Origin of the sequence: Streptomyces sp. NPDC051243, assembly GCF_044455405.1 — a bacterium.
Classification (GTDB): Bacteria; Actinomycetota; Actinomycetes; order Streptomycetales; family Streptomycetaceae; genus Streptomyces.
In genome coordinates, this window is record NZ_JBITES010000004.1 from 107429 (window position 1) to 129761 (window position 22333).

Here is a 22333-nt window from a genome sequence, read left to right on the forward strand (position 1 = left end):
GCCCTCCTAGACCCGAACTTCACCCCAAATCCGGCAACTCGCTCCACATGAATCGTTGATGTGATCCCGTTCACCGTTCCCCCACTTGTCGCGTCCGGGAGGGCGTTCTATCGTCGTGATGTATCGAGTCGATACATCAGCGCGAGATAAGTCGAGGAGGCGAGGGGATGAGCCGACGTTCCGGGATCCTCGAGTTCGCCGTACTCGGACTGCTCCGCGAGTCCCCGATGCACGGCTACGAGCTGCGCAAACGACTCAATACGTCGCTGGGCGTGTTCCGTGCCTTCAGCTACGGCACGCTCTATCCCTGCCTCAAGACGCTGGTCGCCAACGGCTGGTTGATCGAGGAACCGGGGAACACCGCCGAGGACGCGCTCGCCGCGCCACTCGCGGGCCGTCGCGCCAAGATCGTCTACCGGTTGACGGCGGAAGGTAAGGAGCACTTCGAGGAACTGCTCTCCCAGACCGGCCCTGACGCGTACGAGGACGAGCACTTCGCTGCCCGATTTGCCTTCTTCGGACGCACACCGCAGGACGTGCGCATGCGCGTGCTGGAGGGTCGCCGCAGCCGGCTGGAGGAGCGCCTGGAGAAGATGCGTGCCTCTCTGGCACGCACCCGGGAGCGCCTCGACGACTACACACTTGAGCTCCAGCGCCACGGGATGGAGTCCGTGGAGCGCGAAGTGCGCTGGCTGAACGAGCTCATCGAGAGCGAGCGGGCCGGGCGGGACCTGAAGGGTTCCGCCTCCGGGGGGTCCGACTCGCGGGACACCACATCTGGAGCGCCGGGCGGCCTGCCCCGGCCGGGGGATGCCCCCCGGCCGGATACGCCCGACGACACCGCCACGTGAGAGCCAAGTCAGGGCCTCACTCGTACACACAGGGAGCAACCGGAATGGGTTCGGTTCGCGTAGCCGTCGTCGGCGTGGGCAACTGCGCCGCGTCGCTGGTTCAGGGAGTCGAGTACTACAAGGACGCCGACCCGGCGTCCAAGGTCCCCGGCCTGATGCACGTGCAGTTCGGCGACTACCACGTCCGGGACGTCGAGTTCGTCGCCGCCTTCGACGTCGACGCGAAGAAGGTCGGCCTCGACCTCGCGGACGCCATCGGCGCCAGCGAGAACAACACGATCAAGATCTGCGACGTGCCGCGCACCGGTGTGACCGTCCAGCGCGGCCACACCCTCGACGGTCTCGGCAAGTACTACCGCGCCACCATCGAAGAGTCCGCCGAGGAGCCGGTCGACGTCGTCCAGGTCCTCAAGGACCAGCAGGTCGACGTCCTCGTCTGCTACCTGCCCGTGGGTTCCGAGGACGCGGCGAAGTTCTACGCCCAGTGCGCCATCGACGCCAAGGTCGCCTTCGTCAACGCCCTGCCGGTCTTCATCGCCGGTACGAAGGAGTGGGCGGACAAGTTCGCGGAGGCAGGCGTCCCGATCGTCGGCGATGACATCAAGTCCCAGGTCGGCGCCACCATCACGCACCGCGTGATGGCGAAGCTGTTCGAGGACCGCGGCGTCATCCTGGACCGCACGATGCAGCTGAACGTCGGCGGCAACATGGACTTCAAGAACATGCTCGAGCGTGAGCGCCTGGAGTCCAAGAAGATCTCCAAGACGCAGGCCGTCACCTCCCAGATCCCCGACCGGGAGCTCGGCGAGAAGAACGTCCACATCGGCCCGTCCGACTACGTCGCCTGGCTCGACGACCGCAAGTGGGCGTACGTCCGCCTCGAGGGCCGCGCCTTCGGTGACGTCCCGCTGAACCTGGAGTACAAGCTCGAGGTCTGGGACTCCCCGAACTCGGCAGGCGTCATCATCGACGCCCTGCGCGCCGCGAAGATCGCCAAGGACCGCGGCATCGGCGGCCCGATCCTGTCGGCCTCGAGCTACTTCATGAAGTCCCCGCCGGTCCAGTACTTCGACGACGTGGCCCGCGAGAACGTGGAGAAGTTCATCAAGGGCGAAGTCGAGCGCTAGCAGCAACGCAGCGCCGCATCAGAACGCTCCTGCCAGAGCTGCCGAGGGTCCCCGGGTTGTACCGCCCGGGGACCTTCCCATATGTGAGGCTGTGCCCCATGTCCGTCGTACGCGACCTGCGGGTCCTGCTGCGCTTCCGGAACTTCCGGCGCCTGCTCGCCGTACGCCTTCTCTCACAGGGCGCCGACGGCGTCTACCAGACCGCGCTCGCCACGTACGTCGTCTTCTCGCCGGAGAAACAGACCTCAGCCGCAGCGATCGCCTCCGCGATGGCGGTGCTGCTCCTGCCGTACTCCCTGGTGGGCCCGTTCTCCGGCGTACTGCTGGACCGCTGGCGTCGCCGCCAGGTTCTTCTGTACGGCAGCCTGCTGCGCACCGTGCTGGCCTCGGCGACGGCCGTCCTGATCCTCACCCAGGTCCCGGACTGGCTCTTCTACGTCTCCGCCCTGTGCGTCACCGCCGTCAACCGCTTCGTCCTGTCCGGCCTGTCCGCCGCCCTGCCACGCGTGGTCGACGAAGAGCGACTCGTGATCGCCAACTCCGTTTCCCCCACTGCAGGAACGCTCGCCGCGTTCGCAGGGGGCGGTCTGGCCTTTGTGGTGCGGCTGTTGATCTCGGATTCCGATGCCGCCGTGGTGCTCCTGGCAGCCGTGCTGTACCTGTGCGCGGGGCTCGCGTCGCTGCGCATGTCACGGGAACTGCTGGGCCCGGACATCGAGTTGGTCCAGCCGCGCCTCGCAGCTGCCCTCTCCGGTACCGCCCACGACCTGGCGGCAGGCGTACGCCATCTCGCCGCTCCGCCGCGCCGGAAGGCCGCCTGGGCGCTGTTCACGATGACCCTGATGCGCTTCTGCTACGGCGCCCTGCTGGTCATGCTGCTGATGCTCTGCCGGTACGCCTTCTCCTCGAACGCCGACGACGGACTCGCCCTGCTGGGGCTGGCGTTGGCCGTCTCCGGCGCGGGATTCTTCGCCGCCGCCGTGGCAACCCCCATGTCCGCGGGACGGCTTGGGCCAGGCCGCTGGATCGTGGTGTGCGCGGCGACGGCGGCGATCCTGGTCCCCGCGCTCGGCCTCCCGTTCGCCACAACTCCCATGCTGGTGGCGGCATTCGTCCTGGGCCTGACGACACAGGGCGCGAAGATCGCGACGGACACGATCGTGCAGACCTCGGTCGAGGACGGCTTCCGTGGCCGGATCTTCTCCGTCTACGACGTGCTGTTCAACATCGCGTTCGTCGGAGCCGCCGGCGTGGCCGCCCTGATATTGCCGCCCGACGGTCGCTCGACACCTCTCCTGGCCACAGTCGCCGTTATCTACGCGGCAGTTGCTGCGGCTATGGCCCGCTTTGAACACCGCTCTGTGTCACATCAATGACACAGAGCCCCCCTCGACTGAGGGACTGTCAGCGGTGGCCGGTAACTTACGTCCGTCTTATAACGCGCATTGCTCGCGTCACACACCCATGTTCCAGGGGGAACCCCAAGTGACAACTCCGCCGCCCCAGGGCAACCCGTACGCCCAGGGCCAGAACCCGTATGCCCAAGCTCAGCAGCCCTACGGCCAGCCCCAGGCTCCGTACCCGCCCCAGGGAGGCTACCCACAGCAGCCGGGCCAGCCGGGCTTTCCCCCGCAGGGGGCGGCACCGTATGCGCCCGTTCCGCCGCAGCAGCCGGGCCGCAGGTTCAACTTAAAGACGATCAAGAACGTCGGCGCCGCAGTGATCGTCAGCATCATGATCATCGTCGGTTACATAATGAGCCAGGACGACGCCAAGAACGCCGCGGAGGGCGACTGCCTCAAGGCTCCCTCGTCATCAGTCTCGGACGACACGCTGGAGGTCGTGGACTGTTCCTCGCCCGAGGCCGAGGTGAAGGTGCTCAAGAAGATCAAGGGGCACTACACGTCGCTCACCGCGCAGACCGAGTGCAGCAAGGTCGAGGGGTCCACCAGCGTCTACACCGAGACGATGAAGACGGGCACCAGCGACGACGAGTTCCTGCTGTGCCTCAAGGCCGTCTGATCTACCTCTGGTGTTTCACGTGAAACATCGAAGAGGGGCGCCATGTTTCACGTGAAACATGGCGCCCCTCTTCGTCTATCGAGCTCTACTCAGGCTTCCGGCTCCTGCGCCCACCACTCCTTGAGCGCACTCACCGCCTCGTCGTACCCCATCGGCCCGTTCTCCAGCCGCAGCTCCAGCATGTGCTTGTACGCGCGGCCGATGACCGGCCCCGGGCCGACGCCGAGGATCTCCATGATCTGGTTACCGTCGAGGTCGGGGCGGATGGCGTCCAGTTCCTCCTGCTCCTGGAGCTGGGCGATCCGATCCTCGAGTCCGTCGTAGGCGCGAGACAGGGCGGCCGCCTTGCGCTTGTTCCGCGTAGTGCAGTCCGAGCGGGTCAGCTTGTGGAGGCGGTCAAGGAGCGGGCCCGCGTCACGGACGTAGCGGCGGACAGCGGAGTCCGTCCACTCTCCGGTGCCGTACCCGTGGAAGCGCAGGTGGAGTTCGACCAGACGTGAGACGTCCTTCACCAGCTCGTTGGAGTACTTGAGCGCGGTCATGCGCTTCTTGGTCATCTTCGCGCCGACCACCTCGTGGTGGTGGAAGGAGACCCTGCCGTCCTTTTCGAAGCGCCGCGTGCGCGGCTTGCCGATGTCGTGCAGCAGCGCGGCCAGCCGGAGGGTCAGGTCGGGCCCGTTCTCCTCCAGCGCCATCGCCTGCTCCAGGACGATCAGCGTGTGCTCGTAGACGTCCTTGTGTCGGTGGTGCTCGTCGCTCTCCAGCCGCAGGGCCGGCAGCTCGGGCAGCACATGCCCGGCGAGCCCGGTGTCGACCAGCAGCGCCAGGCCCTTGCGCGGGTGGGCGGAGAGGATCAACTTGTTCAGCTCGTCCCGAACCCGCTCCGCCGAGACGATCTCGATGCGCCCGGCCATCTCCGTCATGGCCGTCACAACGTCAGGAGCCACCTCGAAGTCGAGCTGCGCCGCAAAACGCGCCGCCCGCATCATGCGCAGCGGGTCGTCCGAGAAGGACTCCTCGGGAGTGCCCGGAGTGCGCAGCACACGCTCCGCAAGATCCTCCAGCCCGCCGTGGGGATCGATGAACTCCTTCTCGGGCAGCGCGACGGCCATCGCGTTCACCGTGAAGTCGCGCCGGACGAGGTCCTGCTCGATGGAGTCGCCGTACGAGACATCGGGCTTACGGGAGGTCCGGTCGTAGGCCTCAGACCGGTAGGTCGTGACCTCGACCTGATAGCCGTCCTTCTGCGCCCCGACCGTTCCGAAGGCGATCCCGACATCCCACACGGCGTCGGCCCACGGCCGCACGATCTTCAGCACGTCCTCGGGGCGGGCGTCGGTCGTGAAGTCCAGGTCGTTGCCGAGCCGGCCGAGCAGCGCGTCCCGGACCGACCCACCGACCAGGGCGAGTGAGAACCCGGCATCCTGGAATCGGCGGGCTAGGTCGTCGGCGACAGGGGCGACCCGCAGCAGTTCACTCACCGCGCGGTGCTGCACCTGGCTCAGGACACTGGGCTTGTCTTCGTTGGCGTTCGGCACAACAGAAGAGGGTACGTGGCCCTGGCGGCAGCGAGCTCCTCCATTGAATGTGCACACCATGCGCACGGACACCTCTATCCATACGCGCACAAGTACTGCTCTTGAGGCGCAGGGAAACGCTCCTCTTTATACCTGCACATAGGGGACGGTCCGGCGCGGCGGACCGATCCTGCGGAGCACTCCGCGGCACTTCCCCTCAGCGCGCATCGTTACCATGCGTGGACGCACATTCCGACGACCACTGACGACGACGAGGGACGGGCGAGCGCGTGGCCGAGGCGGCAGACTTCCAGGGGACGAGTCCCTCACCTGCCCGCCGGTGGATGCGGCGGACAGGGGCACTGTTCGCCGGGGCACCTCTGCTGGCCGGCCTGCTCCAGCTGCCCGCCGCCGCGCCGACGCACGCCGCCGGGCAGGACTCCCTGAAGGCGGCCTCCGGCTCGGGCCCGGTCTCCATCGCTGTGGATTCGCTCACTCCGACTGTTCCCGGTGAGGGCGACACACTGACCGTGTCCGGCACGGTGACCAACCAGGGCAAGCAGGCGGTCACCGACGCCCAGGTGGACCTGCGCCTGGGCCCCGCCCTGAACACGCGCTCCGAGATCGACACGGTCGCCGAGCGCACCGACTACCAGGCGGGCCTCGACGGCGACCCGGTGGGTGGGAAGTACGTCAAGGAGTTCTCCAAGCTCACCCCGGGCGTCGCCCACCGCTTCAGCATCTCCGTGCCGGTCGACAAGCTGGACCTCGGCGGGGACGGCGTCTACCAATTCGCCGTCTCCCTGTCCGGCGAGACGTCCGCCGAGCCCTGGGAGCACGTGCTCGGCATCAAGCGGACGTTCCTGCCGTGGCAGCCCGACGGGGCCGACACCAGGACCCGGACAACGGTTCTGTGGCCACTCGTCTCCACCGCGCACATGACGGCGCAGACAGGGTCGAACGAGTCACAGACACCGGTCTTCAGCGACGACGAGCTCGCCGAGGAGATCGCCGCGGGCGGCCGTCTGCAGCAGCTGGTGTCGCTGGGCAAGCAGCTCGATGTCACGTGGGTGATCGATCCCGACCTGCTGGCCTCCGTGGACGCGATGGCGGAGAGCTATCGCGTCGAGGGCGAGGGGGACACGACCACCGCGGGCGCCCATCGCGAGGTCGCCCGGCAGTGGCTGGCCGAGTTGCAGGAGGCGGTGCAGGACAAGGAGATCGTCGCCCTGCCCTTCGCCGACCCTGATGTGGCGTCCCTGGCGCACAACGGCACCAACGTCACCGGCTCGCTGAGCCACCTCAAGGAGGCCACCGACGTCGCCGCCGACACCGTCGATTCGATCCTCCATGTGGAACCGACCACAGACTTCGCCTGGCCCGTGAACGGCGCCGTCGACCCGTCCATCGTCAAGGTCGCCACATCCGCCGGCGCGGACAAGGTGATCGCCCGCAGCGACAGCCTGGTGGAGACCGGCGGCCTGCCCTACACGCCGTCCGCCGCCCGCCCCATCGGCGGCGGGACGACCGCGGTCGTCGCGGACGCACGGATGTCGACGGCGTTCCAGGGGAACCTGACAAGGGCGTCGAGCTCGACGCTCGCGGTGCAGAGGTTCCTCGCCCAGAGCCTGGCCCTCAACCTCCAGACGGACAAGCAGCGCAGCATCGTCGTCGCCCCGCAGCGGATGCCTACGGCGAGCCAGGCCCAGGCGATGGCCGAGGCGGTGACGGCGCTCCAGGACAGCACGTGGTCCGAGTCCCAGGAACTCACGGCCGCGGCCACCGCAAAGCCCGACTCCGGTGCCACCACGAAGGTGCCGGCGGCATCCCAGTACTCCTCCTCCCTGCGCAAGCAGGAGCTGCCGCGCGCGGCCTTCGAGCAGATCGCGACCACGCAGGACAAGCTCGACAACTTCAAGGTGATCCTCAGCAGGCAGTCCCGCGTGGTGACCCCCTTCGGCCGGGCCATGAACCGCGAGATGTCCACGTCGTGGCGCGGCCGCTCCCCCGAGGCAGCCGACTACCGCAACGGGATCGAGGCGTACATCGACTCCCTGGCCGGCCAGGTCACGCTGATCGAGAAGTCCGAGACAAAGCTCTCCGGGCGCAGCGCCACGATCCCCGTGACCGTGCAGAACAACCTGGTGCAGGGCGTCGAGCACCTGGTGCTGCGGCTCACGTCCAAGAGCCCGAGGCGCCTCGAGATCGGCGGCGACAGCTTCTACGAGCAGCGCGTCACGGTCTCCGGCGGGCACAGCCAGACGGTGAAGTTCCCCACGTCGGCTCAGGCCAACGGCCAGGCCACGGTGGTCGCCCAACTGTTCACGGAGGACGGCCAGCCGTACGGCGCACCCGTCACCTTCGACGTGAGGGTCACCGAGTTCACGGCCACCGTGATGCTGGTCATCGGCGGCGGCTTCCTCCTCCTCGTCCTAGCCGGCTTCCGTATGTACACGCAGCGCAAGCGCGCGGCGGCCCGTGAGGCCGAGCAGGACTCCGCCCAGGAGACGAGCGAGACCGAAGGGAACCCGGAGAACCCGGAGAACCCGGAAGGCACCGAAGACCGTCTCACGCCGGAGGACCTCCTCAAAGAGGAATCCGTCACCGGAACCCGGGCAGACGCCCCGGGGCAGCCGAGTGACCCGACACCGGACACCCCAGCGGAAAACGCAGACCCGTCCGGCACGGGTGAGAGAGTGGACCGTTGAGCGATGTCGTGGCCGGTGGGCCCGGGACGATGAGGTGGGGTAACCATGAACGCGCCGTACGACGGTGACCGCGGCCAGGCCGCGGGCGGCTCGGGCCACCCCGAGGGCCCGCCGCCCGAGCCGGGCCAGGTGCCGCCGCAGCACCCCGCGGACATGTACCTCCAGGACGCCTACGACCAGGACCCCTACCGGGCACAGGGCCTCTCCGCCCAGGACCCCGTCGCGGAGGCGCTCTACGACCGTGCCGCCCACCCGCCGCCCCCGCCGGGCACCTACCCGCCGCCCGAGCAGCTGTACGCCCAGCCGCCCCAGTCGCCGTACGCCCCCGACCCGCACGTGTGGGCGCAGACGCCGGCTCCCGAGCCGGAGGGTCCGAGCCAGTACCTGCCGTACGGCGACGATCACCGTACGACCCAGTACGTCGGCGTCGACGACCTCGTCACGCACTCCACCGAGGCGCGCCAGGAACACGACGCCTTCGCTCATCTCTTCCGGGACCAGCAGCAGGGCGGTCATCCGCACTACCAGCAACCGGCGGTTCCGGGACCCTCACCGGCGCCCGCCGAGGGCCCCTACCAAGGCTCTGCCACGCCGCCTGCCGCGGCCGAGTCCGGCGCGCCGGCTCCGGGCCCCGCGGCGGCACCCGCGCCGGCGCCTGCCGGCAAGAAGAGCGGACGGGTCGGTGGTCTGCTGAAGTCGAGCGCGGTGATGGCGGCGGGCACGCTGGTCTCCCGGCTCACCGGGTTCGTCCGCTCCATGATGATCGTCTCGGCTCTGGGCCTCGGCCTGCTCGGCGACTCCTTCCAGGTCGCCTACACGCTGCCGACGATGATCTACATCCTGACCGTCGGCGGCGGCCTCAACTCCGTCTTCGTGCCCCAGCTCGTGCGCGCCATGAAGGACGACGAGGACGGCGGCGAGGCCTACGCGAACCGCCTGCTGACCCTGGTGATGGTGGCGCTCGCGGCACTCACCGCACTCGCGATGGTCGGCGCGCCGTACCTGGTGCGGGCGCTGTCCAACCCGGTGGCCGGCAACCCCGCGGCCAACGACGTCGCCGTCACCTTCACCCGCTACTTCCTGCCCTCGATCTTCTTCATGGGCGTCCACGTGGTGATGGGCCAGATCCTCAACGCCCGCGGCCGCTTCGGCGCGATGATGTGGACGCCGGTCCTGAACAACATCGTCATCATCGTGACGCTCGGCGCGTTCCTGTGGGTGTACGGCACCGCCGAGCACTCCGGCATGCAGGTCACGAACATCCCGCCGGAAGGCCAGCGGCTCCTGGGCGTCGGTGTTCTCCTCGGCCTGGTCGTGCAGGCCCTGGCGATGATCCCCTACCTGCGCGAGACCGGCTTCCGGCTGCGGTTGCGCTTCGACTGGAAGGGCCACGGCCTCGGCAAGGCCGCCATGCTGGCCAAGTGGACGATCCTGTTCGTCCTGGCCAACCAGGCGGGTGCGCTCGTGGTCACCCAGCTGTCCACCTCCGCCGGCATCGCCTCCGGCGTCGACGGCACCGGCTACGCCGCCTACGCCAACGCACAGCTCATCTGGGGTCTCCCGCAGGCCATCATCACCGTCTCTCTGATGGCCGCCCTGCTGCCCCGGATCTCGCGTTCGGCCGCCGAGGACGACTCGAGCGCCGTACGCGACGACATCTCCCAGGGCCTGCGCACGACAGCGGTGGCGATCGTGCCGCTCGCCTTCGGGTTCGTGTCGCTGGGCATCCCGATGTGCACGCTCATGTTCGGCACCTCGGGCACGAGCGAGGCCACGAACATGGGCTTCATGCTGATGGCCTTCGGCCTCGGCCTGATCCCGTACTCGGTGCAGTACGTCGTGCTGCGAGCCTTCTACGCGTACGAAGACACCCGCACTCCCTTCTACAACACGGTCATCGTGGCCGTGGGCAACGCGGGCGCGTCGGTGCTCTGCTACCTGCTGCTCCCGGCCCGCTGGGCCGTGGTCGGCATGGCCGCCGCATACGGCCTGGCCTACATGATCGGCGTCGGCGTCGCCTGGAACCGGCTGCGCAAGAAGCTCGGCGGCGACCTGGACGGCGCCCGCGTGATGCGGACGTACGCCCGGCTCTGCATCGCCTCGGTGCCCGCGGCGCTGCTGAGCGGTGCGGCCTGCTACGGCATCGCCCGGACCCTCGGTCAGGGTGTCCTCGGCTCCTCCGCCGCCCTGCTGGCCGGCGGAGCGGTGCTGTTCGCGGTCTTCTTCGTCGCCGCCCGCAAGATGCGCATCGAGGAGCTGAACTCACTGGTCGGCATGGTCCGCGGGCGCCTGGGTCGCTGAAGCGGGGGTATGCGCACAACCATCGTCCGCCACCGTGTGTCGTGCATAGCGGCGGACTGTGGGCACAATTGGTTTCGGCGTCGGACGGCGCGCATGGAGTCGGACGGCGCGCAACGGATGGGGAGGCAGGAACGACGGTGGCGGAACGGAGCACGGCTGCCGTCGACGTGGCAGACAACAGCGGCGACGAGCCGCTGACCGCACAGGCGGACCAGTCCACGGCCGACGGGGTGGCCAAGAATCGGGAGCGGGACACGGACACCGACGAGGCACAGGGGAGTGGCGGGACCGATGGTCCCGGAAAGGCCTCACCACCCGAACTGCACAGCGGTCACAAACTCGCCAGACGCTACCGCCTCGAGGACTGCGTCACCCGTCTGGACGGTTTCAGCAGCTGGCGCGCGGTCGACGAGAAACTCCGTCGCGCCGTCGGCGTCCATGTCCTGCCGGCCGACCATGCGCGAGCCCGTTCCGTTCTAGCCGCGGCCCGCTCGTCGGCACTGCTCGGCGACCCCCGCTTCGTCCAGGTCCTCGACGCCGTCGAGGAGAACGACCTGGTCTACGTCGTCCACGAGTGGCTCCCCGACGCCACCGAGCTGAGCACGCTCCTCGCCTCCGGCCCGCTGGAGGTGTACGAGGCCTACCAGATGGTCACCCAGGTGTCCGCTGCCATGGCCGCCGCGCACCGCGAGGGCCTGGCGCATCTCCGTCTCAACCCCAACGCCGTGCTGCGCACCTCGTCCGGCCAGTGGCGCATCCGCGGCCTCGCGGTGAACGCCGCGCTGCGCGGCATCAGCTCCGACACCCCGCAGCGCACCGACACGGAAGCCATCGGCGCGTTGCTGTACGCCGCGCTCACCCAGCGCTGGCCCTACGAGAGCGACGCCTACGGTCTGACCGGGCTGCCGAAGGACGTCGGTCTGATCGCCCCGGACCAGGTGCGCGCCGGGGTTCACAGGGGCCTGTCCGAACTCACCATGCGCGCGCTGGCCAACAACGGCGCCACGGCCTCCCGGCACGAGTCCGCGTGCACCACGCCGGAGGAGCTGGTGAAGGCGATCGGCGAGATGCCCCGCATCCGCCCGCCGGAGCCTTCGTTCACGGCCCCGCCGGACTATCAGCGCACGACCTACCAGCAGGGGACGTACGGCCGCCCTGCGCAGCATCCTGGCGCCACCCAGCCGGTGCCGACTCCGCCGCCCCCGCTGCAGAGCCGCACCGGCAAGGCCCTGAAGTGGGCCGTGTCGGCCCTCCTGATCGCCGCCCTGGGCCTTGGCAGCTGGCAGCTGGCGGACGCTCTGATGGACCAGGGCAACAAGTCGGAGGACACCAACCAGACCCAGACGACGGACGGTGGCGACGACGACAAGAGCCCGACACAGCCGGCCAGCCGGCCCATCGCCATCGCGGGTGTCCATGACTTCGACCCGCTTGGCTCGGACGGCGAGAATCCGCGCGACATAGACAACATCTACGACAACGATCCGAGCTCGTACTGGCAGACGAGTTGGTACTCGAGCTCCGACTTCGGACGGTTGAAGTCCGGCGTAGGAGTCATCCTCGATCTCGGCAAGGTCCAGGACGTCGGAAAGGTGACCATCACCTTCGTAGGCGACACCTCCGTCGAACTGCGCGCCGCTTCCGGTGACACAGGTTCCGCACCCATGGCCCTCGAGAGCTACGCCCAGGTGGCCGAAGGTGCCGGCACGAGTGTCACGCTCAAGCCCGGCGAGTCCCTCAAGGCCCGCTATCTTCTGGTGTGGCTGACCAACCTGCCGAAGCAGGTGGACGACGGGCAGTTCCGCGGCAGGATCGCGGACGTCAAGGTGAGCAGCTGAGACCGAGGGGGAGGGGGTCCGATGGCAGATGGCACCGCATTCCGTGACACAAGCGATCAGGACCTTCTCGCCCGCCATGTCGACGGGGACCCCGACGCCTTCGGTGAAATCGTGCGGCGGCACCGCGATCGCCTCTGGGCGGTGGCGTTGCGCACGCTGGGCGACCGTGAGGAAGCCGCTGACGCCGTCCAGGACGCCCTCGTCTCCGCCTACCGGGCCGCCCACACTTTCCGGGGCCAGTCGGCCGTCACGACATGGCTGCACCGGATCACGGTGAACGCCTGTCTGGATCGTGCCCGCAAGGCGGCCTCCCGGAAGACCTCACCGGTCGACGACACAGAGCGCCTCGAGCAGCTACTGGAGCCGCACGAGTCCGCCTCGGCGCCCGCGGAGCGCAACGATCTCCACCGCCAGCTCCTTGAGGCGCTCGGCACACTGCCGCCCGATCAGAAGGCGGCGCTCGTCCTGGTGGACATGCAGGGGTACCCCGTCGCCGAAGCGGCTCGCATCCTCGACGTGCCCACGGGCACCGTGAAGAGCCGGTGCGCGCGCGGCAGAGCCAGACTCCAACCCCTCCTCACCCATCTCCGGCCGGAAAGCACCGGTGATGGCAAGGATCCCGGGGTGAGGCGGAACCGGACCCAGGGGACATCCGTCCCACCGGCAGCGGATCCACATGCCACGGCGCCACAAGCCACGGATCCGCGAGATACCGGGCCGAGTGATTCAGCTGCAGTGAAGGGCGGAGGTGGGCGAGCGTGACATCCACGACTGACACGGCCGGGCACCCGGACGTCGCCGAGATCTCCGACCTCACCGAGGGCCTTCTCCCCCCGTCCAGGACCGCCGACCTACGAAGGCATCTGGACGAGTGTGAACTGTGCGCCGACGTTCACGCATCGCTGGAGGAGATCCGGGGGCTGCTCGGCACGCTCCCCGGCCCGACACGCATGCCCAACGACGTCGCCGAACGCATCGATGCCGCCCTTGCCGCAGAGGCTCTGCTGAGCGCCACGGCGCCCGATGACATCGACCAGCCGAAGCTCGTCGGCCCCGTTCGCTCGGCCTCCGGTACGGACGACGGCAGCCGTGTTTCACGTGAAACATCGGCAGCAGGACGTCCAGCGGGGCACCCCCGCTCCTCGACCACCGGACCAGGTCGCAAGAACCACAAGAAGATTGGGCGGCGGAAGGTAGCCGTACTGAGCGCCGCATTCACCGCCGCTGCTCTGGGACTCGGTTCCGTGCTGCTGACCTCGCTGATGGGCGGATCAGGTGCCGGTCCGTCGGCCGACGGCGGGCAGACCACCGCCGACACATTCTCCGCGGCACAGCTGGAGAAGCAGGTCTCCAATCTTCTCGCCAAGAGCGACGGCTCCGTGGGCAACTCCCGCAAGCCGGAACACAGCTTGGGCGTTCAGGGCGGGGCCGACACCGAGGGCCCCCGAGTCTTCCGCGAGTACACGGTGCCCGAATGCGTCCGCAAAGGCATCGGCCGCAGCGACCGCGCCCTCGCCACCGAGGAAGGCGTCTACAAAGGCAGGAACGCTCTGCTCGTCGTGCTGCCCGACGCCTCTGATGTCAACCGGGTCACCGTCTACGTCATGGACGCGACCTGTGTGAAGCATCCTGCGTCGACCAAGGCTGAGGTCCTCCTCAAGGACTCCTACGCTCGCCCCTGAGGGTCCGACGGTTCGTCTCCGTCCTGGGCGGCAACGCGTGCGATAACGCGTCACCGTGTGCCCGGACACAGTGGGAATGCGCGCCCCTTAGGATCCGTTGGGTGGGGTGAGAGTCCTGAAAGGGGCTCCCACCGGTCCGACGACGCATTCCAGAGACGAGGAATCAAGCCGTGAGCGACGTCCGTAACGTGATCATCATCGGCTCCGGGCCCGCCGGCTACACGGCGGCGCTCTACACCGCGCGCGCGTCGCTGAAGCCGCTGGTCTTCGAGGGCGCCGTCACCGCCGGTGGTGCGCTCATGAACACCACCGAGGTGGAGAACTTCCCGGGCTTCCAGGACGGCATCATGGGCCCCGAGCTCATGGACAACATGCGCGGCCAGGCGGAGCGCTTCGGAGCCGAGCTCGTCCCGGACGACATCGTCAACGTCGACCTCACCGGTGAGATCAAGACCGTCACCGACACCGCGGGCACGGTCCACCGTGCCAAGGCCGTCATCGTCGCCACCGGCTCGCAGCACCGCAAGCTCGGCCTCCCGAACGAGGACGCCCTCTCCGGCCGCGGTGTCTCCTGGTGCGCGACATGCGACGGCTTCTTCTTCAAGGACCAGGACATCGCCGTGATCGGTGGCGGCGACACCGCGATGGAAGAGGCGACGTTCCTCTCCCGCTTCGCCAAGTCCGTGACGATCGTCCACCGCCGGGACACCCTCCGCGCTTCCAAGGCGATGCAGGACCGCGCCTTCGCCGACCCGAAGATCAAGTTCGTCTGGGACAGCGAGGTCGCCGAAGTCCAGGGCGACCAGAAGCTCTCCGGGCTGAAGCTGCGCAACGTCAAGACCGGCGAGCTGTCGGATCTGGCGGTCACCGGCCTGTTCATCGCGATCGGCCATGACCCGCGCACGGAGCTGTTCAAGGGTCAGTTGGAGCTGGACGAGGAGGGCTACCTCAAGGTCGATGCCCCCTCCACGCGCACCAACCTGACCGGTGTCTTCGGCGCCGGCGACGTCGTGGACCACACCTACCGCCAGGCGATCACTGCAGCCGGCACCGGCTGCTCCGCTGCCCTCGACGCCGAGCGCTTCCTCGCCGCCCTCGCGGACGAGGAGAACGCCGAGCCCGAGAAGACCGCTGTCTGACCCCCACCCGCCCCACGCACCAAACAGTTAAGGAGCCCGCCGTGGCCGGCACCCTGAAGAATGTGACCGACGACTCCTTCGAGCAGGACGTCCTCAAGAGCGACAAGCCCGTCCTGGTGGACTTCTGGGCCGCCTGGTGCGGACCCTGCCGCCAGATCGCGCCGTCCCTCGAGGCGATTGCCGCCGAGCACGGCGACAAGATCGAGATCGTCAAGCTCAACATCGACGAGAACCCGGGTACGGCCGCCAAGTACGGCGTCATGTCCATCCCGACGCTGAACGTCTACCAGAACGGCGAAGTCGCCAAGACCATCGTGGGCGCCAAGCCGAAGGCCGCGATCCTCCGCGACCTTGAGGACTTCATCGCCGACTGACGTTTCACGTGAAACACGAATGGGCCAACCCCTGCGGGTTGGCCCATTCGTCTCAGGAAGGCCCCAGTGTTGAGGGCCTCAGATCTCTTGGAGGTCAGGCGATGCGGTTCGTCTGCCAGAACTTTGGGCTCTCGGATCTGCCGCGGCGCGGACTCACCCCGCAGGAGGCTCCCCTGGCGGTGCTTCTCCTCGACATCGAAGCAGAGCTCTCCATCCGGGAGCAGGGGCGGGTCGTGTGGTCCGAGGAGGCATTCCCCGTGGCCGAGCTGGCGTACCACCTGGCGCTCTGGCTTCAGAGTCCGGCTGCCGGCCGTGAGGACTTCGAGCTCGACTCGATGCAGGCGGAGAAGGGGCTCATCCGCATCGTGAACTCTGATGACGGCTGGCGGGTCGGCTCCATCCTCAACCCGGAATTCTGGACCTTCCCCACCACCTGGGATGTGCTGGAGGCGGCTATCAAGCACTTCGACCGCTCCGTGCGGGAGGGCGTTGCCGCGATGGGCATCGAGCCTGCCTTCATTCCGGAGCCCTGACGGTCGATACAGCCATGCTGATGATCACGGCCACAGAGACCATCCGCCTCGCCTAATCGATCATTGCGGGACAAGCGTCAGAGAGGACGGAGGGCAGGTTCCTTCTGCACAGCCCCCAGCAGCCGGTCGATCGCCAGCTCCACGTCCTCCTTCCAAGAGAGCGTCGTCCGCAGCTCCAGCCGCATACGCGGGAAGCTGGGATGCGGACGCACCGTCTTGAAGCCCACAGCCAGGAGATGGTCTGCGGGCAGAACGCATGCCGGCTCTTTCCAGCGCGCATCGCCGAAGGCCTCAATCGCCTTGAAACCCCGCCGCAGCAGATCCTTGGCGACCGTCTGAACCATCACCCGGCCCAGTCCCTGGCCCTGGTAGCCCGGCATGATGAACGCTGTCATCAGCTGCACGGCATCCTGAGAGACAGGGCTTGTGGGGAACGCCGTCGAGCGGGGGACATAGGCCGGGGGCGCGTACAGCACGAAGCCGACCGGTACGTCGTCGACGTAGACCACCCGTCCGCAGGAGCCCCAGTCGAGCAGCACCGCGGAGATCCAGGCTTCCTTCTCAAGGGCGGGTGTTCCCGCTTTTACCGAGGCTTCACCGCTGACCGGGTCCAACTCCCAGAAGACACACGCGCGGCAACGCTTGGGAAGGTCCTGAAGGTTGTCCAGCGTGAGCGGTACGAGCCGACGCCCCATGAAGGCTGTTCCTCGCTTCCTTCGCCCGCGGCGTCGCGAGCGGCTGTCAGGGCGTTGCGTTCCCTGAGCAGGCTGCCGACGAACCCGCCGACCGCGCCCAGCCCAAGACCCGCGCTCACCAGTCCGGTGCGGCTCACCGTTCGCATGGACCCCGCCTCCCCTAAGAGGTCTGCCAGGTGGTTGCGCCATACCCGAACGCATCGTATCCATGATGCGATTCCATCGATACCAGCCAGAAAGCAAAGAGCGGGCCGTGTTCCGGTACACACCGGACACGGCCCGCTCTGGCAGGCCGGAAGGCAACAGCCGGCCACCTGGGCGTCAGCCCTCGGAGTCCTCCGCGTCATCATCCAGAAGGCTCCTCTGGAGAGCCAACTTCTCGCCTGGAGCGAGCGTGCTGAGGATCCGCTCGAGATCCTCCGGGGAGGCGAACTCGACGGTGATCTTGCCCTTCTTCTGACCCAGCTCTACCTTCACGCGCGTCTCGAAGCGATCCGAGAGCCGGGTCGCGAGGTCGGACAGCGCCGGGGAGGGCACAGAGCCGGCCCGCGGCCCCCTGGAACGCTGCGTCTTCTGCGGGCGCGAGCCCATCAGGGTCACGATCTCCTCGACGGACCGGACCGACAGACCCTCTGCCACCACCCGGTAGGCCAGCCGCTCCTGCTCCTCCGGATCCTCGACGGAGAGAAGGGCTCGCGCATGCCCGGCGGAGAGAACTCCCGCGGCCACCCGGTTCTGGACCTTGGGCGAGAGCTTCAGCAGACGCAGGGTGTTGGAGACCTGCGGCCGGGAACGGCCGATGCGATCCGCCAACTGGTCGTGCGTGCAGTTGAAGTCCTTCAGTAGCTGATCGTAGGCAGCGGCCTCTTCGATCGGGTTCAGCTGAGCACGGTGCAGGTTCTCCAGGAGCGCGTCCAGGAGGAGCTTCTCGTCGTCCGTGGCCCGCACGATCGCCGGGATCGCGTCGAGACCGGCCTCACGACAGGCCCGCCAGCGCCGCTCGCCCATGATGAGTTCGTAGCGTGCGGGACCGATCTGCCGTACGACGATCGGCTGGAGGAGACCGACCTCCTGGATGGAGGTGACGAGCTCCTGCAGAGCGTCCTCATCGAAGACCTCACGGGGCTGTCGTGGGTTCGGCGTGATCGCATCGAGGGGGATCTCCGCGAAGTGCGCGCCCATGGGAGATGCGGGCGTCTCCAGGGGGCCGCTCAGTGACGGCTCCTCGGTTTCATGTGAAACATGCGGCAGCGTGGCCACCTTGGCCGCGGCCACTCCGCGCTCGGACAGCACCGGGACAGCGGCCGGGGATGTGGGAGAAGCGCCCCCCACCGGGGCCGGGGCCACCGTCTTCTCCGTCGGTGCTGCAGGGATCAGTGCGCCGAGACCACGGCCCAAACCCCTCCGTCGCTCGCTCACTGGATCCCCTCCACCATGCTCGGGTTGCTCTGTGCGCCGATATGGGCGTGCGTCGGGTCGTAACTGACGCCGACACCCTTCAGCGCGATTTCTCGTGCCGCCTCAAGATAGGACAGCGCACCGCTCGATCCTGGATCGTAGGTCAGCACCGTCTGTCCATAGCTCGGCGCCTCGGAGATACGGACCGAGCGCGGAATACTCGTCCGCAGCACCTCGTCTCCGAAGTGGCTGCGCACCTCGTCCGCGACCTGGGACGCGAGCCGCGTCCGGCCGTCGTACATGGTGAGCAGAATCGTCGATACATGCAGAGCGGGGTTCAGGTGCCCCCGCACGAGATCGACGTTGCGCAGCAGTTGGCCCAGGCCCTCCAGCGCGTAATACTCGCACTGGATCGGGATCAGGACCTCCTGGCCGGCCACCAGCGCGTTGACTGTCAGCAGGCCGAGCGAGGGCGGGCAGTCGATCAGGATGTAGTCCAGCGGCTGCTCGTAGGCCTGGATCGCCCTCTGCAGTCGGCTCTCACGTGCCACCAGAGACACCAGCTCGATCTCCGCACCGGCGAGATCGATCGTGGCAGGGGCACAGAAGAGACCCTCGACATCGGGGACCGGCTGGACAACTTCCGCGAGCGGCTTGCTCTCGACCAATACGTCGTAGATGGAAGGGACTTCGGCGTGGTGGTCGATCCCCAGGGCAGTGGACGCGTTGCCCTGCGGATCGAGATCGATGACCAGCACACGGCCGCCGTGCAGGGCAAGCGACGCGGCAAGGTTGACGGTCGTCGTCGTCTTGCCCACGCCCCCCTTCTGGTTGGCGACCACGATGACGCGGGTCTGCTCGGGCCGTGGCAGGCCCTCGCCGGCGCGGCCTAGTGCCTCCACCGCCAGTTGGGCAGCACGACCGATGGGAGTGTCGTCCATCGGGGGCGGTGTTTCACGTGAAACATCCTCCCCCATCGACTCGGTTCGGGGACCGGGGACCGGATCGGTCATCGGTCCCGCGATGTTGGCGTCGGACCGCAAGGATTCACTCTCCTCGACTTCAGGCTCGCAATGAACAGAGCCTCCCATGTCTTCGGGGTCGTGAACCAGTGAGGCCTGGTGTTCTGTGGAGAAATCCACCTCTGTGGAAAACTCCGCCCCCCTCAGGGGGTACGGAGTGTCATCGGAAGCATCCTCTCCGAGAGAACCGAGGGGCTTACGGTCGCGCGGTTCGGCCGCGGCGCGGCCCCGGCTGATGATGCCGTGCAGCAGTGAGCGACGTTTCACGTGAAACAACGATGCACAGCCGCCAGGTCGGCACCTACGCGACACCCCGCTATGCATACGTTTGGCTGCTTGTGTGGAGTATGCCGACCCGTCGGCCGCTCCGCCGCCACCCCGCAGTAACGCCACCACGCACTCAGGAAACGCGCCACTGCCCCCAGGGGTGCGTCACTGGCCGGCCCCGGTGAGTCGATGTTGTCCCCCGCCCTCCTGAGGGCAGGCGTGGGCGAACACATCGAGCGACGCTATGACAAGCCGGCAGAAGCCATCAGCCAAGAGGGCTGGAAGATCCCGGCGAGTGGCTTGCCTATGTGCGTCCCGCTGCCGAGTTGAGCCCGCGGCAGCCCACCGAGGTCGTCACTGGCATTGGGTGGTCAGCAGGCATGATCTCGCCCGGACTTGAGCCCGGATCAGGAACAGCGACGCGGATCTTCGCGCCTACGGATGGCTGCTCGCGCTCGGACCGATGGCCGCTGCTGTCGCCGTGCTGGGTGCCGCTCTGGGTGCCGCTCTGGTCGGCCCGCCGCCCGCTCCGGCCACCGCGCGTCGGCTCCGTTCCTGGCTAGGCACCCATGCCACCCAGCTGGCCGGCTGTGCCCGCTGATGGTTCTGCTGGCCAGGGGCGGGCCGGAGTTCGTCTCCGACCCGAGGCTGCGCATGTGCTTCGTCTGGCCACCACGTGTCCGGGAAGCCCTGCCCGCCTGGCCGCCGGTGTGACCGTAATGCTCATCGCCGTCCTGCAAGCCGTCGCGTGCGAGGCCTGTTCGGTCGGCAGAACACCGCAAGCCGGGCAAGCTTCGACCGGATCGGGCGCAGCGTAGTCGGGCGCCCAGCTCGCGCATGAGCTGGGTGTCCGGCCGAGCCTGTCCGCCTCGACCGGCTGCCTGCGGACGCGCCTGCAGGAACTGATCAAGTGGCACCTGGGGAGCAGCCCCCACGTTTGGGCTCCCGGATCAACACCGGAGCAGGCCGCTGCGGAACCCGCCAGCACCTTGGCCCTGGTGCACCCCGGCGGTCAGAACCTTGCCGTCCCCGACGTCAAGGCCATCGGCTACCAGGTCTTCCCCCGCGGGGCCGGCGCGACGGCGCTCGAGGAGGAAGACATCACCGCCGACGTCCCCCATCGCAACCAGAGCGCCGTTGGGTCGTGCGGAGCACGGCACTGTGGCCCGTGCTGGTCCCCCTGGCTTCCGGGGGACTCGCCGGCCCACTCGTTGCCGCCTGGCTCACCGCACCGGTCAGCAACGGAGGACCGACGTACGTCACCACCGGACTGCTGGTCAGCTGCGACACCGTCGTCATCGTGGTGGCGCTGTCTGCGTGGCTGTGCTCCCTGCTCATCGCCACGCGCCGCGCGCGCTCATGGGACCTGCTCACCGAAAAGAAGCGACGGCCGGCACTCACAAATCCCGCACCCGCTCTGCGGTGTCCTGTCCCCGAGCAGGACACCGCAGAGCCCGGCGATGCACCGGTCCACCAGGACCGGAGGACCGCAGGATCAGCGGCGCCGTCGGGCGCGTCCGGTCCTGGCGGCCTTGGCCCGCTTCGCCGCGAAGCGCACACCGCCCGGGCTCTCCCCGACCTCGACACGCACAACCGTGGACATCGGATCCACCACGCCCTCCCCGACATGGAGGATCGACGTCTCGACCGCACCCAGCTTGCTCAGAGCCGTCGACGCGCTCTTCAGCTCCTCCTCCGCGGTGTCACCCTTGAGCGCCAGCATCTCGCCGTACGGGCGCAACAGCGGGATCCCCCACGTGGCCAGCCGATCCAACGGAGCCACCGCCCGCGCGGTCACGACATGCACCGGCTGCAGCTTCCCCATGACCTCCTCGGCGCGACCACGCACGACCGTCACATGGTCCAGCCCCAGCAGCTCCACGACCTCCGTCAGGAAGTTCGTACGCCGCAGCAAGGGCTCCAGCAGCGTGATCTTCAGGTCCTCACGGACCAGCGCCAGCGGAATGCCGGGCAGGCCGGCACCCGAGCCCACGTCGCACACCGTCACGCCCTCGGGAACAACCTCGGAGAGCACCGCACAGTTCAGCAGATGCCGCTCCCACAGGCGGGGCACCTCACGCGGGCCGATCAGGCCACGCTGCACACCCGCCTCGGCGAGCAGTTCGGCGTAGCGGACCGCATCAGCGAAGCGACCGCCGAACACCTCACGTGCCTGCTCAGGCGCAGGGGGAAGCTCCGCTGCCTCCGTCACGGGGACCGTCCTTCCGTACGACCGGCGCACCGGGCGCCGACACCAGAACCACCAGAACTATCAGGCTGACAAAGTTCGGCCCCGCCTGCGGACAGACGGGGCCGGAGAGAACGTACGGGCCGATCAGGCGGGGAGCACAACGACGAACCGCTGCGGTTCCTCGCCCTCGGACTCGCTGCGCAGGCCCGCCGCCTTGACCGCATCGTGCACGACCTTGCGCTCGAACGGTGTCATCGGCTTCAGCTTCACGGGCTCGCCGGTGTTTTTCACATCGGCGGCGGCCTTGGCGCCCAGCTCGGAGAGCTCGGCACGCTTCTTGGCCCGGTAACCCGCGATGTCCAGCATCAGCCGGCTACGGTCCCCGGTCTCCCGGTGCACGGCCAGGCGCGTGAGCTCCTGCAGCGCCTCCAGCACCTCGCCGTCACGCCCGACCAGCTTCTGCAGGTCTCGGCTCCCCGCGTCGCTGATGATCGAGACAGCGGCGCGGTCGGCCTCGACGTCCATGTCGATATCGCCGTCGAGATCGGCGATGTCGAGCAGACCCTCGAGGTAGTCCGCCGCGATCTCGCCCTCCTGCTCCAGGCGGGTCAGGGTGTCTGCACCCTCGGCAGCGGCGGAGGTGGTGCCTTCCGTCACGGGATGGGCTC

Annotated in this window: 19 protein-coding genes; 13 read left to right on the forward strand and 6 right to left on the reverse strand. The window is 68.2% G+C overall.

Features of this window, described 5'->3' with window-relative positions; translation table 11 throughout:
* The first annotated feature begins 167 nt into the window (after positions 1-167).
* From ACIBAG_RS11060 to ACIBAG_RS11075, 4 genes are all read left to right on the forward strand, one after another.
* Entirely contained in the window at positions 168-851 is a 684-nt protein-coding gene (locus ACIBAG_RS11060; protein ID WP_399103506.1) for a helix-turn-helix transcriptional regulator, read from the forward strand.
* 44 nt (positions 852-895) lie between these two features.
* Complete coding sequence (locus ACIBAG_RS11065) at positions 896-1978, forward strand: inositol-3-phosphate synthase (RefSeq protein WP_399103508.1); 1083 nt, start codon at positions 896-898, stop codon at positions 1976-1978.
* A gap of 98 nt (positions 1979-2076) precedes the next feature.
* Positions 2077-3354 (forward strand): MFS transporter, encoded by a 1278-nt coding sequence (locus ACIBAG_RS11070; RefSeq protein ID WP_399103511.1) that lies wholly within the window; start codon positions 2077-2079, stop codon positions 3352-3354.
* A gap of 109 nt (positions 3355-3463) precedes the next feature.
* The gene (locus ACIBAG_RS11075; protein ID WP_399103513.1) at positions 3464-4000 is read left to right on the forward strand and encodes a hypothetical protein; all 537 of its coding nucleotides are present in this window, start codon (positions 3464-3466) and stop codon (positions 3998-4000) included.
* An 89-nt stretch (positions 4001-4089) separates the two neighbouring features.
* Here ACIBAG_RS11075 and ACIBAG_RS11080 read toward each other — a convergent pair whose 3' ends face one another.
* Entirely contained in the window at positions 4090-5538 is a 1449-nt protein-coding gene (locus ACIBAG_RS11080) for a CCA tRNA nucleotidyltransferase (RefSeq protein WP_399103515.1), read from the reverse strand.
* A gap of 269 nt (positions 5539-5807) precedes the next feature.
* Between ACIBAG_RS11080 and ACIBAG_RS11085 the strand changes: the two genes are divergently transcribed.
* The 8 genes from ACIBAG_RS11085 (at position 5808) to ACIBAG_RS11120 (ending at position 16092) form a co-directional block, all read left to right on the forward strand.
* Positions 5808-8225 (forward strand): DUF6049 family protein, encoded by a 2418-nt coding sequence (locus ACIBAG_RS11085; RefSeq protein ID WP_399103517.1) that lies wholly within the window; start codon positions 5808-5810, stop codon positions 8223-8225.
* Positions 8226-8270: 45 nt separating this feature from the next.
* Positions 8271-10526 carry a murein biosynthesis integral membrane protein MurJ gene (murJ, locus tag ACIBAG_RS11090; protein WP_399103519.1) on the forward strand — a complete coding sequence of 752 codons (2256 nt, stop codon included), beginning with the start codon at positions 8271-8273 and terminating at the stop codon, positions 10524-10526.
* Between the two features lie 137 nt (positions 10527-10663).
* Complete coding sequence (locus ACIBAG_RS11095) at positions 10664-12364, forward strand: protein kinase family protein (RefSeq protein WP_399103521.1); 1701 nt, start codon at positions 10664-10666, stop codon at positions 12362-12364.
* 21 nt (positions 12365-12385) lie between these two features.
* A complete protein-coding gene (gene sigM / locus ACIBAG_RS11100; RefSeq protein WP_399103523.1) occupies positions 12386-13126 on the forward strand; it encodes an RNA polymerase sigma factor SigM in 741 nt (246 codons plus the stop codon).
* Positions 13123-14046, forward strand: coding sequence for an anti-sigma factor family protein (locus ACIBAG_RS11105; protein ID WP_399103525.1), 924 nt, complete (start codon positions 13123-13125; stop codon positions 14044-14046). The genes sigM and ACIBAG_RS11105 overlap by 4 nt, the downstream gene beginning before the upstream one ends.
* Positions 14047-14216: 170 nt before the next feature.
* The gene (gene trxB / locus ACIBAG_RS11110) at positions 14217-15185 is read left to right on the forward strand and encodes a thioredoxin-disulfide reductase (RefSeq protein ID WP_031484654.1); all 969 of its coding nucleotides are present in this window, start codon (positions 14217-14219) and stop codon (positions 15183-15185) included.
* A 41-nt stretch (positions 15186-15226) separates the two neighbouring features.
* Positions 15227-15559: a thioredoxin gene (trxA, locus tag ACIBAG_RS11115; protein WP_399103528.1), complete on the forward strand. Its 333-nt coding sequence runs from the start codon at positions 15227-15229 to the stop codon at positions 15557-15559.
* 101 nt (positions 15560-15660) lie between these two features.
* Positions 15661-16092, forward strand: a complete 432-nt coding sequence (locus tag ACIBAG_RS11120) for a hypothetical protein (RefSeq protein ID WP_399103530.1) — start codon at positions 15661-15663, stop codon at positions 16090-16092.
* Positions 16093-16169: 77 nt separating this feature from the next.
* Here the strand turns inward: ACIBAG_RS11120 and ACIBAG_RS11125 are convergent, their stop codons facing one another.
* The 3 genes from ACIBAG_RS11125 to ACIBAG_RS11135 all read right to left on the reverse strand — a co-directional run bounded on the left by ACIBAG_RS11125 (position 16170) and on the right by ACIBAG_RS11135 (position 19276).
* Positions 16170-16787: a GNAT family N-acetyltransferase gene (locus tag ACIBAG_RS11125; RefSeq protein WP_399103532.1), complete on the reverse strand. Its 618-nt coding sequence runs from the start codon at positions 16785-16787 to the stop codon at positions 16170-16172.
* Positions 16788-17108: 321 nt separating this feature from the next.
* Positions 17109-18206, reverse strand: coding sequence for a ParB/RepB/Spo0J family partition protein (locus tag ACIBAG_RS11130; RefSeq protein WP_399103534.1), 1098 nt, complete (start codon positions 18204-18206; stop codon positions 17109-17111).
* The gene (locus ACIBAG_RS11135) at positions 18203-19276 is read right to left on the reverse strand and encodes a ParA family protein (protein WP_078504155.1); all 1074 of its coding nucleotides are present in this window, start codon (positions 19274-19276) and stop codon (positions 18203-18205) included. The genes ACIBAG_RS11130 and ACIBAG_RS11135 overlap by 4 nt, the downstream gene beginning before the upstream one ends.
* Before the next feature lie 661 nt (positions 19277-19937).
* Here ACIBAG_RS11135 and ACIBAG_RS11140 point away from each other — a divergent pair.
* The gene (locus tag ACIBAG_RS11140) at positions 19938-20075 is read left to right on the forward strand and encodes a hypothetical protein (protein ID WP_399103536.1); all 138 of its coding nucleotides are present in this window, start codon (positions 19938-19940) and stop codon (positions 20073-20075) included.
* Positions 20076-20969: 894 nt separating this feature from the next.
* On the opposite strand, the gene rsmG is transcribed toward ACIBAG_RS11140, so the two are convergent.
* Positions 20970-21686, reverse strand: a complete 717-nt coding sequence (gene rsmG / locus ACIBAG_RS11145) for a 16S rRNA (guanine(527)-N(7))-methyltransferase RsmG (protein WP_399103538.1) — start codon at positions 21684-21686, stop codon at positions 20970-20972.
* 123 nt (positions 21687-21809) lie between these two features.
* Positions 21810-22322: a R3H domain-containing nucleic acid-binding protein gene (locus ACIBAG_RS11150; RefSeq protein ID WP_188290077.1), complete on the reverse strand. Its 513-nt coding sequence runs from the start codon at positions 22320-22322 to the stop codon at positions 21810-21812.
* Between the last annotated feature and the right edge of the window lie 11 nt (positions 22323-22333).

What these genes read in the sequence shown, in the direction of transcription:
- ACIBAG_RS11060 (WP_399103506.1), top strand. Translation starts at nt 168, where the DNA reads ATGAGCCGACGTTCCGGGATCCTCGAGTTCGCCGTACTCGGACTGCTC.
- ACIBAG_RS11065 (WP_399103508.1), top strand. Translation starts at nt 896, where the DNA reads ATGGGTTCGGTTCGCGTAGCCGTCGTCGGCGTGGGCAACTGCGCCGCG.
- ACIBAG_RS11070 (WP_399103511.1), top strand. Translation starts at nt 2,077, where the DNA reads ATGTCCGTCGTACGCGACCTGCGGGTCCTGCTGCGCTTCCGGAACTTC.
- murJ (WP_399103519.1), top strand. Translation starts at nt 8,271, where the DNA reads ATGAACGCGCCGTACGACGGTGACCGCGGCCAGGCCGCGGGCGGCTCG.
- sigM (WP_399103523.1), top strand. Translation starts at nt 12,386, where the DNA reads ATGGCAGATGGCACCGCATTCCGTGACACAAGCGATCAGGACCTTCTC.
- ACIBAG_RS11120 (WP_399103530.1), top strand. Translation starts at nt 15,661, where the DNA reads ATGCGGTTCGTCTGCCAGAACTTTGGGCTCTCGGATCTGCCGCGGCGC.
- ACIBAG_RS11125 (WP_399103532.1), bottom strand. Translation starts at nt 16,787, where the DNA reads ATGGGGCGTCGGCTCGTACCGCTCACGCTGGACAACCTTCAGGACCTT.
- ACIBAG_RS11135 (WP_078504155.1), bottom strand. Translation starts at nt 19,276, where the DNA reads ATGGGAGGCTCTGTTCATTGCGAGCCTGAAGTCGAGGAGAGTGAATCC.
- ACIBAG_RS11140 (WP_399103536.1), top strand. Translation starts at nt 19,938, where the DNA reads ATGGCCGCTGCTGTCGCCGTGCTGGGTGCCGCTCTGGGTGCCGCTCTG.